The sequence below is a fragment of the Halopseudomonas sp. genome, from assembly GCF_036960865.1.
GTDB lineage: Bacteria > Pseudomonadota > Gammaproteobacteria > Pseudomonadales > Pseudomonadaceae > Halopseudomonas.
In genome coordinates this window covers 140,189-156,962 of sequence record NZ_JBALWE010000002.1, presented here as the reverse complement: position 1 = coordinate 156,962, position 16,774 = coordinate 140,189, and the positions used below count along the sequence as shown (strand labels likewise).

15 protein-coding genes are annotated in these 16,774 nt (G+C 58.0%); 4 read left to right on the top strand and 11 right to left on the bottom strand.

Annotation, left to right across the window (positions count from 1 at the left end; genetic code table 11):
* Positions 1-28 precede the first annotated feature (28 nt).
* Both V7747_RS03130 and V7747_RS03125 read right to left on the bottom strand, forming a co-directional pair.
* Positions 29-517, bottom strand: coding sequence for a L,D-transpeptidase (locus V7747_RS03130; RefSeq protein ID WP_335614604.1), 489 nt, complete (start codon positions 515-517; stop codon positions 29-31).
* 62 nt (positions 518-579) lie between these two features.
* The gene (locus V7747_RS03125) at positions 580-1,254 is read right to left on the bottom strand and encodes a TetR/AcrR family transcriptional regulator (protein WP_335614603.1); all 675 of its coding nucleotides are present in this window, start codon (positions 1,252-1,254) and stop codon (positions 580-582) included.
* A 200-nt stretch (positions 1,255-1,454) separates the two neighbouring features.
* Between V7747_RS03125 and lexA the strand changes: the two genes are divergently transcribed.
* Both lexA and sulA read left to right on the top strand, forming a co-directional pair.
* Complete coding sequence (lexA, locus tag V7747_RS03120) at positions 1,455-2,063, top strand: transcriptional repressor LexA (RefSeq protein ID WP_335614602.1); 609 nt, start codon at positions 1,455-1,457, stop codon at positions 2,061-2,063.
* Between the two features lie 10 nt (positions 2,064-2,073).
* Positions 2,074-2,577: an SOS-induced cell division inhibitor SulA gene (gene sulA, locus V7747_RS03115; protein ID WP_335614601.1), complete on the top strand. Its 504-nt coding sequence runs from the start codon at positions 2,074-2,076 to the stop codon at positions 2,575-2,577.
* Between the two features lie 75 nt (positions 2,578-2,652).
* Here sulA and V7747_RS03110 read toward each other — a convergent pair whose 3' ends face one another.
* The 6 genes from V7747_RS03110 to fadB form a co-directional block, all read right to left on the bottom strand.
* Positions 2,653-2,892 (bottom strand): hypothetical protein, encoded by a 240-nt coding sequence (locus V7747_RS03110; RefSeq protein ID WP_335614600.1) that lies wholly within the window; start codon positions 2,890-2,892, stop codon positions 2,653-2,655.
* Between the two features lie 64 nt (positions 2,893-2,956).
* On the bottom strand, positions 2,957-3,454 hold the full coding sequence (locus V7747_RS03105) for a DUF6586 family protein (RefSeq protein ID WP_335614599.1): 498 nt from the start codon (positions 3,452-3,454) through the stop codon (positions 2,957-2,959).
* Between the two features lie 11 nt (positions 3,455-3,465).
* Positions 3,466-6,087 (bottom strand): type I DNA topoisomerase, encoded by a 2,622-nt coding sequence (topA, locus tag V7747_RS03100; protein ID WP_335614598.1) that lies wholly within the window; start codon positions 6,085-6,087, stop codon positions 3,466-3,468.
* 95 nt (positions 6,088-6,182) lie between these two features.
* Complete coding sequence (locus V7747_RS03095) at positions 6,183-6,395, bottom strand: DUF1653 domain-containing protein (RefSeq protein WP_335614597.1); 213 nt, start codon at positions 6,393-6,395, stop codon at positions 6,183-6,185.
* 100 nt (positions 6,396-6,495) lie between these two features.
* On the bottom strand, positions 6,496-7,671 hold the full coding sequence (gene fadA / locus V7747_RS03090) for an acetyl-CoA C-acyltransferase FadA (RefSeq protein WP_092284507.1): 1,176 nt from the start codon (positions 7,669-7,671) through the stop codon (positions 6,496-6,498).
* Between the two features lie 16 nt (positions 7,672-7,687).
* Complete coding sequence (gene fadB / locus V7747_RS03085) at positions 7,688-9,835, bottom strand: fatty acid oxidation complex subunit alpha FadB (RefSeq protein ID WP_335614596.1); 2,148 nt, start codon at positions 9,833-9,835, stop codon at positions 7,688-7,690.
* Between the two features lie 500 nt (positions 9,836-10,335).
* Here fadB and V7747_RS03080 point away from each other — a divergent pair, with 500 nt between their 5' ends.
* The gene (locus tag V7747_RS03080; RefSeq protein ID WP_335614595.1) at positions 10,336-10,773 is read left to right on the top strand and encodes a universal stress protein; all 438 of its coding nucleotides are present in this window, start codon (positions 10,336-10,338) and stop codon (positions 10,771-10,773) included.
* A 150-nt stretch (positions 10,774-10,923) separates the two neighbouring features.
* Here the strand turns inward: V7747_RS03080 and uup are convergent, their stop codons facing one another.
* Positions 10,924-12,849 (bottom strand): ATP-binding cassette ATPase Uup, encoded by a 1,926-nt coding sequence (gene uup / locus V7747_RS03075; protein ID WP_335614594.1) that lies wholly within the window; start codon positions 12,847-12,849, stop codon positions 10,924-10,926.
* Positions 12,850-13,051: 202 nt separating this feature from the next.
* On the opposite strand from uup, the gene V7747_RS03070 reads away from it, so the two are divergent.
* On the top strand, positions 13,052-15,001 hold the full coding sequence (locus V7747_RS03070; RefSeq protein WP_335614593.1) for a transglycosylase SLT domain-containing protein: 1,950 nt from the start codon (positions 13,052-13,054) through the stop codon (positions 14,999-15,001).
* Positions 15,002-15,019: 18 nt separating this feature from the next.
* On the opposite strand, the gene V7747_RS03065 is transcribed toward V7747_RS03070, so the two are convergent.
* Together V7747_RS03065 and nfuA are read right to left on the bottom strand one after the other, a co-directional pair.
* Positions 15,020-15,952: a chemotaxis protein CheV gene (locus tag V7747_RS03065; RefSeq protein ID WP_335614592.1), complete on the bottom strand. Its 933-nt coding sequence runs from the start codon at positions 15,950-15,952 to the stop codon at positions 15,020-15,022.
* 105 nt (positions 15,953-16,057) lie between these two features.
* Positions 16,058-16,642, bottom strand: a complete 585-nt coding sequence (gene nfuA / locus V7747_RS03060; protein WP_335614591.1) for a Fe-S biogenesis protein NfuA — start codon at positions 16,640-16,642, stop codon at positions 16,058-16,060.
* Positions 16,643-16,774 lie beyond the last annotated feature (132 nt).

Sequence of the window (16,774 nt, the reverse complement as noted above, 5' to 3'; positions counted from 1 at the left end):
CTCCTGACTTGGGAAGCGACGCAGAAGCTTAGTCTGCGTCAATCTGAACAGTGCAACCGACCGGCGTACGCTCGAACAGTTCCAGCATGTCCTTGTTGCGCAAACGAATACAACCATGGGACAGCGGCACCCCCATGGGCTGATCGTCGCCCGTGCCATGCAGATAGATATAACGACGCTGAGAGTCGACCGCGCCACCACGATTGAATCCAGGCTGATTGCCGCACAGCCAGAGTATGCGGGTCAGGATCCAGTCACGCTCAGGGTTTGCTGCCGCCAGCGACGGCGTCCACACCTCACCGGTCGGACGGCGACCGCGATACACCGCCCCCAAAGGCTGCCCCTCGCCAATACGCGCGCGCACACGATGCGCGCCGCGCGGCGTGCAACCCGAGCCGTTCTGCTCACCGGGGCCGTTCAGCGCGGATGAAATGGGATAGCAGCACACAGCCAGCCCGGCACTGAAGCCGGTGAGCTGCTGCTTGCCTATCGATATATGAATGTGATCCAGCGACATGAACGCCTCCGTTATCTGCGCACACGATAACGGATCAGCTGCATACAGGTAAGGGTAAAAGGCTAAACCGCTTCGCTTTCCGGCTGAACCAGTCTTGCCGGCAAGCCCTCCGCGCGCATGCCCGCAGCCAGAAAAGGCACCATCAGGCGCAGCACTTCATCCACCGCACGATGCTCGGCAAACTCGGCTTCCGCGATAGCGCGCAGCGCTTTCATGCTCGACATGGTGAAGGCCGCGCTGCCCAACATGAAGTGTACGCGCCAGAACAGCTCCGCAGGGGGAATCGTTGGCACAGCGCCATATACCAACGACATATAGCGTTGAAACACCCGGCCATAGACCTCAGCCAGATACTTGCGCAAATGCCCCTGGCTCTGGCTGAAAGCCAGGCCCAGCAAACGCATGAAGGTAGAGAGATCATTGCCACTGCGCGGCTTTACCGCCAGCGCCTGGTCCACCAACATCTCGAGCAACTGCTCAAGGCTGAGCTGCCGCAGGTCCCCGCGCTGCTCATGCTGATCCAGCTCACGCTCAAGACTGCTGACAAACGGATCAAGAAACCGCACAAAAACAGCCTGGATCAGCGCCTTCTTGGAGCCGAAGTGGTAATTGACCGCCGCCAGATTAACCCCGGCTTTGCTGGTAATCAGCCGCAGAGAAGTTTCAGCAAACCCCTTCTCGGCAAACAGCTGTTCTGCTGCGTCCAGTATGCGTTTAACGGTATCAGACTGCGCCATGCGGACTCCCAGGCTACAAACAATTGTTTCAAACATACGTTTAAAACGAACAAACTGTCAACCCTGTATGGAGGACCTAAACTGTCTCATTTATCGACGCAGAGGCCAAGCTGGAAATGCATTTGCGGAAATCAGGGGTTGCCGAGCAATAACAACTGTATATAATCACAGCTACTGGATAAACAAACAGGCGAACTTCCATGCAGAAGCTTACCGCAAGACAACAGCAGGTATTGGCCTTCATCAAGGAGTACATGGACGGCAACGGCTACCCGCCTACCCGGGTCGACATTGCCAAGACCCTGGGTTTCAAATCGCCCAATGCGGCCGAAGATCACCTGCGCGCCTTGGCTCGCAAAGGTGCCATCGAAATGATCCCTGGCGCATCTCGCGGCATTCGCCTGCCAGAATCGGAGCAGGAAGCCAGCGAAGACCAACTCCCGGTCATCGGTCGAGTCGCCGCGGGCGCGCCCGTTCTGGCGCTGGAAAACATCGAGGACCATTGCCGCATCGATCCCGGTTTCTTTCACCCACGCGCTGACTATCTGCTGCGCGTGCAAGGTGAAAGTATGAAAGACATCGGCATCATGGATGGTGACCTGCTCGCGGTTCACCGCACCAGCGAAGCGCGCAACGGGCAGATTATCGTCGCCCGCATCGGCGATGAAGTCACCGTGAAGCGTTTTCAAAAACAGGGGCGCAAGGTTTCCCTGATTGCAGAAAACCCCGAATTCAAGCCGATTGAAGTCAATCTGGCAGAACAGGAACTTACCATTGAAGGTTTGAGCGTCGGCGTAATCCGTCGCTGAGGAGCAGAGAATGCAGTATGCCCGCCCTGACCAACAGACACTGACCCAAGCTGATCTGTTTCACAATGCGCTGATGGCAACGCGCATGGAACACAGCCGGTTTTCTCGCGCCACGCCACAGCAACCAGTAACCTTGCCCGCAGATGAGCAGGAGTACGGTTACAGTGAAATCAGCCTGCAAGGTGCCGCTCGCCAGTGCCTGCAATGGCTGGCACCCGTGCTGCGCGATCTCAGTAATAGCGCCGCACCCCGTTGGCTGACGCTGATAGACCCACCAGCCAGCCTCAGCAACCAGTGGCTACGTAACGCCGACCTGGACCCCTCACGCATCATGATCGTGCGTTCCAAGCTTGGTATGGACGCCACCAAACTCTGTTGCGATCTGCTCAAGCTTGGCTGCAGCCACACCGTCGTTAGTTGGCTGTCACCCGACAGCAGCACTGCCCCGCGCCTTGAACGCGCAGCCCAGAGCGGCAAGTGCCGCAGCCTCAACATCCGCCTGCACGCCGCCTGAAAACGCCAGGTACAAAAAAGCCGCAGAATCTGCTGCGGCTTATGTTCCAACCTGTTGACCTCATTGGCTTGGCGCCTAGTGAAGGACGCGATCCTCAGGAATGTGATCGTCGTCATCTTCATCGATCATTTGTCCCGCCATCTGCATGCCGGCACTGATCATCGCTTTGGCCACTTCTATGTAGTTACCCTGCAGATAATCCTTTGCATCCATCGAAAACTCGATAACCAGCAACGGCTCTCCTTCTTCATCGGAGCGACGCAAGGCCACTTTGCCGTTGTCCAGCTCTACGATTTCAAGAAAGGGTGAAGGCATCTAGTTTAATCTCCTGTGGTGCAAGCGCGCAGTTTACCACACCAGCCTCGGCACCGCAGCCCTGCTACCACTCGACCATCCCCTCACGGTAACTACGAACTCGCTCGGACAAGGCGGCCCAGGCTTCCTGCGCATCAGCCAGCCCCCACTCACCTACCTTTACCGCGCTACTGGCAATCAGGCCGTTTGCAGAGGCTTCGGGCAAGGGGGGAGCCTGCAACTGTTGCCAAGCCGCCAATAAACGCGCCAACCAGGTTTCGCGATTGTCCGCCAGCTCGGTCAGCTCCGACAGTTCCGGTCCCGGAAAGCGTGCCACCACCGAAGGCAGCAACGCTGCCTCAACCTGGCGCAACTCAACCAGCGGCCAGCGATAACGATCTGCCACCTCGTGTACCACGGCAAGCACGCCACGGTAGAGATGAAACAGAGCATGTTCGCGGTGGTACTGAACCAGGCTGAGTGCATCCAGAGCATCCGAACTCTCGGCCTCCGCCCAGGCGTCCAGCGCCCTGCGTGTAAAAAACAGAGCTTGATTGGTGCGGGTATAGACTTCGTTAGCCATCGAGGCTCACCTCAACGCTTGGCTTTCTTGCGGCCGTCATCCACCGACCACTTCTTGCCGTCATGAAAGGCACGCCATCCGCTGGGCTTGCCATCAATTTCGCTCTGCACGTACTGCTCCTTGGTTTTGCGACTGTAACGCACAACCGTGGGATTGCCATCCGGGTCTTCTGCCGGCGCGTCCATGAGGAAATGATACTTGGGGTCGATCTCGCTCTTGTGCGGCACCAGCTCCTTCACCAATGGCGCACGCGTCTCGCGGTTCTTGGGAAACTGGCTGGCAGCCAGAAACAGCCCAGATGCACCGTCACGCAGGATGTAGACGTCGTCTACCTTCTCGCACTTGAGCTCAGGCATGGGTACCGGGTCCATCTTCGGCGGCGCCGCCTCGCCACTCTTGAGCAGCTTGCGGGTGTTCTTGCACTCGCTGTTGGTACAGCCAAAGTACTTGCCGAAACGACCCGTTTTCAACTGCATTTCGCTGCCGCACTTGTCGCACTCAAGCACCGGGCCGTCGTAACCCTTGATCTTGAACTGGCCAGTTTCAATCTCGAAGCCATTGCAATCCGGGTTGTTGCCACAGACATGCAGCTTGCGCGTCTCGTCCACCAGGTAGCTATCCATCGCAGTGCTGCAAATTGGACAGCGGTGCTTGGCGCGCAGCACTCGCGACTCGCCTTCATCATCGTCCGCAGCAACTTCATTGCCGGGCACCAGATTGATGGTTTCCTTGCAACGCTCCTTCGGTGGCAGCGCATAGCCCGAGCAGCCGAGGAAAACACCGGTCGAGGCGGTGCGTATCATCATCGGACGACCGCAGACCTTGCAGGCGATGTCGGTTGGCGTCGGCTGATTGGCGCGCATGCTGCGCTCATCATCCGAGGAAGAGGCCGCTTTCAGCTTGGTACTGAAGTCAGCGTAGAAATCATCCAGCACCTGCTTCCAGATAACCTCGCCCTGAGCCACATCGTCCAGCGACTCTTCCATGCGTGCGGTAAAGCCGTAATCCATGAGATTGGGGAAACTCTCACCCAGACGTTCGGTAACAATATCGCCCATTTTTTCGGCATAGAAGCGGCGATTATTCAGTGTCACATAACCGCGATCCTGAATGGTGGAGATGATGGATGCATAGGTAGAGGGGCGGCCAATACCGCGCTTCTCCAGCTCCTTCACCAGGCTCGCCTCGGCATAACGTGCCGGCGGCTTGGTAAAATGCTGCTTTGGCTCCAGCTGCTGCAGTGCCAGCAGATCTTCCACCTTGATGTCAGGCAGCACCTCGTCTTCGCCACCCTTGCCTTGCGGCGGCAGTACCTTGGTGTAACCGTCGAACTTAAGAATGCGGCCCTTGGCACGCAGCTCAAAATCACCAGCGCCAACCTGAATACTGGTGGACAGGTACTTGGCCGGTGTCATCTGACAGGCCACAAACTGCCGCCAGATAAGCTCATACAAGCGCTCAGCATCGCGTTCCATACCTTTAAGGTCGGCCTGCTTGAGCTTGACGTCGGACGGACGAATCGCCTCGTGTGCTTCCTGTGCGCCTTCCTTGCTGCTGTAGGAGTTGGGCTTTTCCGGCAGGTAATCCTTGCCGAAGGTCTTTTCGATATAGCCACGCGCCATGCTGACTGCATCGGCCGACAGGTTGGTCGAGTCGGTACGCATGTAAGTGATGTAGCCCGCTTCGTACAAGCGCTGCGCCATCATCATGGTCTTTTTCACGCTAAAGCTCAGGCGCGTACTCGCAGCCTGCTGCAGCGTAGAAGTAATGAAAGGAGCGCCAGGACGCGAGCTGGTTGGCTTGTCTTCGCGCTTGAGAACGCGATACTCAGCTTTTTCCAGCAAGGCCAGCGCTGTGTCCGCTTGTGCCTTGTCTGTCGGCCTGAAGGCCTCTCCTGCCTGCTTAACCACCTCAAAGCGCACTGCTTCAGCCTTTTGCGTGTGAAGCTGCGCATGGATCTCCCAGAACTCCTCCGGGATGAAGGCGCGAATCTCACGTTCGCGGTCCACAATCAGTTTAACCGCCACCGATTGCACACGCCCGGCAGACAGGCCACGGGCAATTTTCTGCCACAGCAGCGGCGAAACCATGTAGCCCACCACGCGATCGAGAAAGCGTCGCGCCTGCTGCGCATTAACCCGGTTAAGGTCTAGCCCCCCCGGCTTGGAGAATGCGTCCTGAATAGCCTTCTTGGTGATCTCGTTGAACACCACGCGCTTGTATCGACCCTCATCACCACCAATACTTTCCCGCAGGTGCCAGGCAATGGCCTCCCCTTCGCGGTCCAAATCCGTCGCGAGATAGACGGTGTCGGCGTCCTTGGCCAGGCGGCGCAGCTCGTCGACCACCTTTTCCTTGCCGGGCAAAATCTCGTAGTGCGCTGCCCAGCCGTTGTCCGGGTCAACCCCCATACGCTTGACCAGTTGCGCGCGCGCCTTGGCCTGCTTCTCCTGCTCGCTGGCCGGTGCCGCCTTACGACCACCTTTGGGTTTGCTCTCGGTCTTGGCGCTGCCACTGGTGGGCAGATCGCGAATATGACCGATACTCGACTTCACGATGAAATCGTTACCAAGATACTTGTTGATCGTCTTGGCCTTGGCTGGTGATTCCACAATGACCAGTGCTTTTCCCATAGGTAATCGTTTTCCTGACTCAAGCTGGTTGAATGGCTCACAAATTTTGCAGCGTTGCCGTAACGGGTACCGCCGGCCGCCGGAGTGGCCAGAGCCTACACGTCTTCGCTGATAAAGGTAAAGCGCGGATATCTTTTGCCGTCAACCTCTACACATTCTTCGAACATGGCCTGCGGCCGCACCCAGAGATCGAAATTGCCATACAGCGTGCGATAAACCACCAGCGCCTCTTCAGTCTCTGAATGGGTCGCCAGACCAATCACTTCGTAGTCCTTTCCTTTATAGTGCCGATAACGTCCGGGACGCATTAGTACCCCTCCTCTATTAGCGGCAGCCCACGCTGGCCCGCCTGTCACACATAAAAAAGCCGAGGCGCAAGGCCTCGGCTTTCATCACATCAAGACCGTGTTAAACGCGTTCAAACACGGTAGTGATGCCTTGGCCCAGACCAATACACATGGTCGAGATGCCGATGGTGCCCTGATTCTGCTTCATCACGTTCAGCAGAGTTCCGGAGATACGAGCACCGGAGCAACCGAAGGGGTGACCCAGGGCGATAGCGCCGCCGTGCAGGTTGACCTTCTGCTCCATCTGATCAAGCAGCTTCAGATCTTTCAGGACCGGCAGCGCTTGGGCGGCGAAGGCTTCGTTCAGCTCAACGAAATCAACATCATCCATGCTCAAGCCTGCGCGCTTAAGCGCCTTCTTAGTCGCCGGAACCGGACCGTAGCCCATAATCGCCGGATCAACACCGGCCACAGCCATGGAGCGGATGACTGCCAATGGCTCCAGACCCAGGGCCTGGGCGCGCTCGGCCGACATCACGATCATGCAGGATGCGCCGTCAGTGATCTGCGAAGAGGTGCCTGCAGTCACGGTACCGCCCTTGGGGTTGAACGCCGGACGCAGTGCAGCCAGGCTTTCCAGCGTGGTTTCCGGGCGGATGGTTTCGTCAGTGGTGAACAGCTTCAGGAAGCCATTCTCGTCGTGACCTTCCATCGGGATGATCTCGTCCTTGAAGTTACCTTCCACGGTCGCCTTGTGCGCCAGACGGTGAGAACGCTCACCAAAGGCATCCTGCTGCTCACGGGTGATGCCATGCATCTTGCCCAGCATTTCAGCGGTCAGACCCATCATGCCGGATGCCTTGGCGGCATACAGCGACATGGCCGGGTTCGGATCAACCCCGTGCATCATGCTGACGTGGCCCATGTGCTCAACACCACCGACCACAAACACATCACCGTTACCGGTCATGATGGCTTGGGCAGCGGTGTGCAGCGCGCTCATGGACGAACCACACAGACGGCTGACGGTCTGCGCTGCGCTGGTGTGCGGGATCGGCGTCATAAGCGAAGCCATACGGGCAATGTTCCAGCCCTGCTCCAGGGTCTGGTTTACACAGCCCCAGATCACATCTTCCACTTCTGCCGGATCGATCTTCGGGTTACGCGCCAGCACACCGGTGATCAGGTTGGCTGACAGGGTTTCGGCACGTACGTTGCGGTACATGCCACCCTTGGAGCGACCCATCGGGGTGCGGCCGAAGTCGACAATAACAACGTCTCTCGGATTCAGGCTCATAGATTTACTCTCGCTGTTAACCGAAGAATTTCTGGCCGGTCTTCGCCATCTCACGCAACTTTTCAGTCGGTGCGTACATGGCGCCGAACTCGGCGTATTTGTCTGCCATGGCCACGAACTCGGCCACACCAATGGTATCGATATAGCGCAGCGCGCCACCGCGGAAGGGCGGGAAGCCGATACCGTAGATCAGGCCCATATCAGCGTCGGCAGCCGATTCAACGATGCCGTCTTCCAGGCAGCGTACGGTCTCCAGACACAGCGGAACCATCATGATCTCGAGGATTTCCTCGTCGGTGAACTCGCGCTGCTCCAGCACCACCGGCTTGAGCAACTCGTAGGCTTCAGGGTCAACCACCTTCTTCGGCTTGCCCTTCTTGTCCATCTCGTAGGCGTAGAAGCCCTTGCCGGTCTTCTGACCCAGACGGTTGGCTTCGTACATGACATCAACCGCAGTCTTGGTCTTGTCAGCCATGCGGTCCGGATAACCTTCAGCCATCACATCACGACCGTGGTGACCGGTATCCATGCCAACGACGTCCATCAGGTACGCCGGGCCCATCGGCCAGCCGAATTTTTCCATGATCTTGTCGACGCGCTGGAAGTCTGCGCCCATGTTGATCAGACGGGCAAAACCGCCGAAGTAAGGGAACAGGATACGGTTGACCAAAAAGCCGGGGCAGTCGTTGACTACAACCGGGGTCTTGCCCATTTTCTTGGCGTAAGCAACGGTAGTGGCAACCGCTTTCTCGCTGGACTTCTCGCCACGGATAACCTCAACCAGCGGCATCATGTGTACCGGGTTGAAGAAGTGCATGCCACAGAAGTTCTCGGGACGCTTCAACGCCTCGGCAAGGTAGGTAATAGAGATGGTAGAGGTGTTGGAGGTAATGATCGCGTCATCACGAACCTGACCTTCCACTTCAGCCAGCACGGCGTGCTTGACCTTGGGATTCTCTACAACCGCTTCAACCACAATGTCGACTTCCTTGAAGTCGCCATAGGACATGGTCGGACGAATGGCATTCAACGCCTTGGCCATTTGCTCTGGCTTCATGCGGCCCTTGGCCACACGCTTGCCGAGCAGCTTGGAAGCTTCATCCAGACCCAACTGGATACCTTCCTCGCGAATATCCTTCATCAAGATAGGTGTGCCCTTGACCGCAGACTGATAGGCAATACCGCCGCCCATGATGCCGGCGCCCAGTACGGCACCCAGTTTCACGTCGCCAGCTTGCTTGTCGTACTGCTTGGCCTTGTGCTTGAGCGCCTGATCATTCAGGAATAGGCCCACCAGGCTTGCCGCCACGGTGGTCTTGGCCAGCTTGGCGAAACCGGCAGCTTCAATTTCCAGTGCTTTGTCACGACCGTGGTTGGCCGCTTTCTGGATGGTCTTGATGGCTTCAACCGGCGCCGGGTAGTTCGGACCAGCCTGACCGGCAACAAAACCCTTGGAGGTTTCGAAGGCCATCATCTGCTCAATGGTGTTGAGCTTGATCTTTTCCAGCTTGGGCTGACGCTTGGCCTTATAGTCCAGCTCGCCAGACAGTGCACGCTTGATAATATCCAGCGCGCCTTCTTTCAGCTTGTCGTCGGCAACAACGGCATCCACTGCGCCCATTTTCAGAGCCTTGTCTGCACGCTGCTCAGCGCCGCCGCAGATCCATTCAATGGCGTTATCAACACCAATGATACGCGGCAGGCGAACAGTACCGCCGAAGCCCGGGTAGATACCCAGCTTCACTTCCGGCAGGCCGATCTTGGCGCTGGCAGCCATGACACGGAAATCCGCAGCCAGACACATCTCCAGACCGCCGCCCAGCGCAATGCCGTTAATCGCAGCAACTGTGGGTACATTCAAATCTTCAAAGGCATTGAAGATCTTGTTCGCCTCCAGGTTGCCGGCTACCAGGTCTTCTTCCGGCAGCTTGAAGGTGTTGACGAACTCGGTGATGTCGGCGCCGACGATGAATACGTCCTTGCCACTGGTGACGATAACGCCCTTCACATCACTGTTGTTTTGAATGGCCTCGACTGCCGCTTGCAACTCGGACAGTGTGGCGCTGTTGAACTTGTTGACTGACTCGCCCTGCAGATCAAATCTGAGCTCGACAATGCCGTCTTCAAGACCTTGAACCGTGATGGCTTTACCTTCGTAAATCATCAACTGATCTCCACGCTATGAAAGCACATGAGAAACACCAGTCTCGCACCCGGCAAATAAATACCGGCGGACCACTGATGTCATGAACGATCCCGATACCTGGGAAACGATGAACAAAAAATTCATACAACCGTTTGATTCGGGTGCGCACACCTTCTGCCAAAAGCACGCGCTTGTCAATTGGGCCACAGGCGAGCGCTGCAACTGCCCGTCTGAAAAACCGCAATCAAATGAGAATTTAATGTTTTAAAACATATAGTTATGCCAAACACTTAAATCCAAAATACCAAGTAAAACAAAAGTGCCAGTATCAGGCTAAAACACCCACTCTAGCAGCTCAAAAGCGCGCAGCAAGCACTTGGCACAAGCCCCCGGCACAAGCACCACCAGTACGCTATACCCCGCCCGGCAACAGCGTTATGCTGAATGCACCGGGCTGCAAAACAGGCTGCACGCAGCACAGCAACACTGCTAGTATCCGCAAAAAAGGAGAAATGCCGATGCTGTACTCACACGTGCTGGTGGCGGTGGACCTGATTGAAGAATGCCGCGCCGTTGCTGACCACGCCATGAAGCTGGCCAAGGCACTGGATGCCAAGCTCTCACTGTTACACGTCGTAGAGCCATTGGCGATGGCCTACGGCGGCGACGTGCCCATGGACCTGTCGATGCTGCAGCAACAGCAATTTGAGCAAGCCAAGGAGCGCATGCAGTTGTTCGCTGCCGATTACAATCTGCCAGAAGACTGCCTGCAGATTGCCTTCGGACATCCGCGTCAGGAGATTCACCGGGTCACCGAAGAACAGGGTTGTGATCTGATCGTGGTCGGCAGCCATGGCCGCCACGGGCTGGCCTTGCTGCTCGGATCTACCGCCAACGACGTACTACACGGCGCGCCATGCGATGTCATCGCCGTGCGCTTGGGAAAGAAAAGCTAGACGCTTTTCTTTCCAGCCTTAAAACACCAGTTTCAAGCGACTAACTCACCCGCACGGCACGAATTTTCACTTCCTCGCTCTCAAGCATCAGCTAGCCACGCCCGCCTGGACTGGCAAACGGGCGTGGCTGGCAGCGCAAGGCCATGTGTGTCAGCCCCCAGCCTGCTCTTCCAACTCAGCCCAGCGCTCCAGCGCTGCATCCAGCTCCTGCTGCTTTTGCTCGGCCTCTGCCAGCACCTTGGCGGTCGCGTCGTGGGGCTGCTGATAGAAGCCTGGGTCGGCAATCTGCTGCTGCAAGGCCTCCACTTCGCTCTCGAGTTTTTCCAGCGTGGCTGGCAAAGCGTCCAGCTCGCGCTGCAGTTTGTAGCTGAGCTTGGCCTTGGGCGCAGCCGCAGCGGGAGCCGCCGGGGCTGCAGCTGGCGCTGCCGGCGCTTCCGGCTCCGCTTGGGTTTTACTGTCTTCCCCCCACTCGGCCAAGGTTTCAATACGCCCGCCCTGGCGCAGCCAGTCAGCGTAGCCGCCCACGTACTCACGCACCTTGCCACGCCCTTCGAATACCAGGCTGCTGGTCACTACGTTATCCAGGAAGGCCCGGTCGTGGCTCACGATAAGCACGGTACCGTCAAAGCCGGCCAAAACTTCTTCCAGCAACTCCAAGGTTTCCACGTCCAGGTCGTTGGTCGGCTCATCCAGCACCAACATATTCGCCGGCTTACTGAACAAGCGCGCCAGTAATAGCCGTGCACGCTCGCCACCCGACAGCGCCTTGACCGGCGTACGTGCGCGCTCAGGCGAGAATAGAAAGTCGCCCAGATAACTGATCACGTGGCGGCGGTCACCGTTGATCTCGATGAAGTCACGCCCCTCGGAAATGTTGTCGATGACGGTTTTTTCCGGCTCCAGCTGGTCGCGCAGCTGATCAAAGTACGCGACCTCCAGCTTGGTGCCGCTGTGAATCTTGCCGCTGTCGGGCTGTAACTTACCCAGCAGCAGTTTGAGCAGCGTACTCTTACCGCACCCGTTGTTGCCGATCAGGCCGATGCGGTCGCCGCGAATGACATTCATCGACAGGTCTCGTACCAGCGGCGTACGCCCAGGCCAGGCAAAGTTGATGTGCTCCACTTCAATAACGCGCTTGCCCGAGGCATCGGCGGTTTCCAGCTGGAAGCTGGCTTTACCCTGGCGCTCAATACGCTGGGCACGCTCATCGCGCATAGCCTTGAGCGCCCGTACCCGGCCTTCGTTGCGGGTGCGCCGCGCCTTGATGCCCTGCCGAATCCAGACTTCTTCCTGCGCCAGCTTCTTGTCGAACAACGCATTGGCTGTCGCCTCGGCGGCAAGCTGCTGCTCCTTGTGCTCAAGAAAGCTACGATAATCCCCTACCCAGTCAATCAGTTGGCCGCGATCCAATTCCAGGATGCGGGTGGCCAAGGCCTGCAAAAACTGGCGGTCGTGGGTAATAAAGAGCACAGCACCACGGAAATCCAGTAGCACCTGTTCCAGCCAGGCAATGGTGTGGATATCCAGGTGGTTGGTTGGCTCGTCCAGCAAGAGCACATCAGGCTCTGCGACCAGTGCCTGCGCCAACAAAACGCGGCGACGCCAGCCACCGGATAACTCCGACATCTGCTTGTCCGCCGGCAGCCCCAGCCGCGTCAGCGTAGTCTCGACCAATTGATCCAGACGCCAGCCGTCTTTGGCCTCCAGACGCTCCTGCACCTTCTCCAGCCGCGCCAGCTCAGCGTCACCCATGTCACCTGTGATCAGGTGATGATACTCGGCGAGCAGCTCGCCGACGCCCGCCAGGCCGGCGGCGACCACGTCATAGACCGTCTTGTCGTCCGCCTTGGGCAACTCCTGGGGCAACTGGCCGATCTTCAGCCCCGGCGCGAACCAGATCTCCCCTTCGTCTGCCGGTTGATCTCCGTCGATCAGACGAAAAAGGCTAGACTTGCCTGCGCCGTTGCGCCCGATCAGGCAAACCCGCTCGCCCCGGTCGAGCTGAAAGCTGACCTTTTCGAGCAGTGGGTTGAGACCAAAGGCCAGCGAGACATCGGTAAAAGAGAGAAGAGCCATAACGCACCTGTGATTGAATCAGACGCGCATTCTACCCATAGCAGGGCCACTCTGTAACAAATGCCCACGAATTCGGCCTGCTGCCCCTTTTTTGCCGTGGGGCAAAAAGCTAAGCTGTGGGCACAGGTTCGTCGTCCGCAGCCTCTGTCTGCGAGCACCTGACATTCACCCGGCCCTCGGTTGCCTTCCCGGCAGGATCACTATGCATAGCATTACCCGTTTTCACCCAGCCGCTCTGCGTTGCTTGTTGGCAGCTAGCCTGTTCTTTTTCACGAACTTTGCCCACGCCGGCAAGCTCGATACCCAGCGCCTGCTCTACGATCAGGCAATGAGCGCTATCGAAAAAGGTGATATGAGCCGCTATCGCCAGCTCGAAGCAGGGCTGCGCGACTACCCACTGTACGGCTATCTGGTGCAGGCGGACCTCAACCGCAACTTCAGCACCGCCTCGGATGAGCAACTCAGTGTGTTCCTGCGCACTTACGGCGACCTGCCCTTCGCCAACCGCCTCAAGGCGCGCTGGCTCAACCGCCTGGCCAGTCAGGGCAAGTGGTCCGCCTTTGAACGACAGTACGCCAGCAGCGCCAAAAGCGCCGAGTTCGACTGCCAATGGGCCATGCACAAGTGGGATATGGGCGACCGCTCCTTTGGCATGCAACAGGCACAGTCGTTATGGACAGTGGGGCGCTCGCAACCCAAGGCATGCGATCCGCTGTTTGAGCGCTGGCGTCAGGCCGGCGGCCTCAATGAAGACATCGTCTGGGAGCGCATGCGCCTCGCCCTGCTCTACCGTCAGGACGGCCTCGCTCGCTATCTGAGCAGACAGATGCCGAGCCAAGCTGCGCTGGCCGAGCGCTTTGTGGATACTGCCACCAAACCTTCGCTCCTGCGCCAGACGGAAAACTACCGCATCAGCGCCAGCCAACCGGCGGACAAGATAACCGACATCGCCACCGTATCCCTGCGCCGCCTGGGCCGTGACGATAGCCAGGCCGCACTCGACATCTGGCCACTCTACAAGGATCTGCCCTATACCGAAGACGAACGTCTGGCCATTACCCGCGATATTGGCGTGCGCCGCGCTCGCAAGATAGACCCCACCGCACTCACCTTCATGGCCACCAATGATCCGCTGATGAAGGACGACGAGATCAGCGAATGGCGCATTCGCCTGGCCCTGCGCACACGTAATTGGGAAATTGCCCGCTCCCTGACCCAGCAGATGCCCGCATCGATGGCCAGTCAGAGCCGCTGGCGCTACTGGAAACTGCGCAGTGCACAACTGGCGTCCAGCGAATCCGGCGAGCTTATCAACGAGTACAAGGCGCTCGCTCAGGAGCGCGACTTCTACGGTTTTCTCGCTGCCGAACGCAGCGGCCAACCCTACGCTTTGAATCACGTCAGCGCACCGGTGTCCGACAGACAGCTGGCAGATCTCAAGGCGCTGCCGAGCACCCAGCGCGCCTATGAATTCTTGGCCCGCGACGAAGTCGTCAATGCTCGGCGTGAGTGGTATCACGCCGGCGATAACTTCAATCGCGAACAACTGATGGCGCAGGCCAAGCTGGCGCGCGAGATGGCGTGGTACTTCCCGGCCATTCGCGGCATCAGTATTGCCGAGTACTGGGACGACCTGGATATTCGCTTCCCGATGGCTTATCAGGAACCGATCATGCAGCAGGCGCGAGCCCGGCAGATCAACTCAACTTGGGTATACGCCATTACGCGCCAGGAAAGCGCTTTCATGGCCGACGCCCGCTCCCACGCAGGCGCCATGGGCTTGATGCAGCTGATGCCGGCCACCGCCCGCGAAACTGCCCGCCAGTACGACATCCCTTACAGCAGCGCCAACGATGCGCTTATACCCGAACGCAACATCGCCCTAGGCACGGCTTATCTATCGCGTCTTAGTGGTCAGTTCAGGGGTAATCGGGTATTAGCCTCGGCGGCTTACAACGCAGGGCCCGGCCGGGTACGCCAATGGACCAACGGCATGGGCAGCCTACCGGCGGATGTTTGGGTAGAAGCCATACCCTTCGATGAGACGCGCAAGTACGTACAAAGCGTGCTGAGTTATGCGGTCATTTACGGCCAGAAGCTCGGCATCAAACAGAGTGTGATGGAGCAGCACGAACGCTATCTGGAGTTCTGAACTCTGGAGCCCTGACCTTCAGGGCTCCAGCAGCTGCAAGCGGGCACGCACGGTTTCCACCAGCTGATCGGGCTGGAATTTCGAGAGGAAGCCGTCGCAGCCCACTTTCTCGACCATTGCCTTGTTGAAGTTGCCTGACAAGGACGTATGCAGCACTACAAAGAGATCTTTCAGGCGCGGGTCCTTGCGGATCTCCGCAGTCAGTCGGTAGCCATCCATCTCGGGCATCTCGGCATCGGTGATCACCATCAACAGACGCTGATTCATGTCTTCGCCAGTGTCGGCCCAAGCCTGCAGCATGCGCAGAGCCTTGAGCCCATCCGTGGCCACATGCATGGTCAATTGCAGTTGAGACAGCGTATCGCGTAGCTGATTGATCCCAGTAGGTGAGTCATCCACCAGAAGTACTTCGCGGCCGTGCGCCTTGCTTAACAAAGGGTCTTCAAGCAGCGCTTCACTCACCCGAGTATTAAAGGGCACGATTTCGGCCAGCACCTTCTCCACATCGATGATCTCGACCAGACGCATGTTCTCAAGGCGAGTGATAGCCGTAAGGTAATGCGCGCGCCCTGCGCCCTTTGGCGGTGGCTGCACTGTATCCCAGTTGAGGTTCATGATGCGGTCGACACTGCCGACCAAGAAGGCCTGCACTGAGAGGTTGTACTCGGTAACGATAATGGTGCTGTCCCGCTTGGCTTCAATTGGCTGCAGGCCAATGGCACCGGACAGATCAATCACTGGTATGGTCTGGCCGCGCAAGTGAATCACACCGGCCACATGCGGATGCCGCTGCGGCATTTGCGTGAGCGCAGGCAAGGTCAGCACTTCACGAATCTTGAACACATTGAGCGCAAACAGCTGAGGACCGGACAGTTGAAACAACAAGATTTCAAGTCGGTTCTCGCCAACCAGCCGAGTGCGCGAATTGACTGTATCCAGAACCCCTGCCATAACCTATGCCTCGCAACGAGCAGCAGATAGCAAGATGCCATCCGTTTTGCCCAGTATAGCCACAGTTAGCCGACTCTGGACAGATGCCCAGGGGTTACAACCCAATTAGTAGTAAGCGTTTTCCGTTACGCTGTGATCGGTAGAGTCCCGTACACCGGTCAGCTCGGGAATACGGGCTACCAAGGTTTTCTCAATACCCTCCTTGAGGGTCACATCAACCATACCGCAGCCCTGACAACCGCCACCGAACTGCAGGATGGCGATGCCGCCCTCCACCACGTCGATCAGCTTGACGTCACCGCCGTGGCTGGCCAGCCCTGGGTTAATCTCGGTCTGCAGCAGGTAATTTATGCGCTCATTCAGCGGGCTGTCTTCGTTGACCATGGGCACCTTGGCGTTCGGCGCCTTGATGGTCAGTTGGCCGCCCATGCGGTCGGTGGCGTAGTCCACCAGCGCCTCTTCCAGAAAGGGCTCGCTGACCGCATCGACCCAGACGTTGAAGGCATCCAGTGCAATCATGCGGTCTTCCGGTTTTTCTTCGCCCGGCTTGCAGTAGGCAATGCAAGTCTCGGCGTAGGGCGTCCCTGGCTGGGTAATGAACACCCGAATACCTACCCCATCTGTGTCCTGTTTGGACAACAGATCGGCCAGATAGTCCTGCGCGGATGGGGTGAGAATAATGCCTGCCATGAAATGCCTCGTGCTCTATGACTTGAGCGCCTAGTGTAAGGGAAGCCCGGCCACGAATAAAGTCCCACCTTTTTACTTGGTTATTATTTAACCCCGTCTGCCCGGCTACCAAGCCCTGCGGCCGGGCAATTC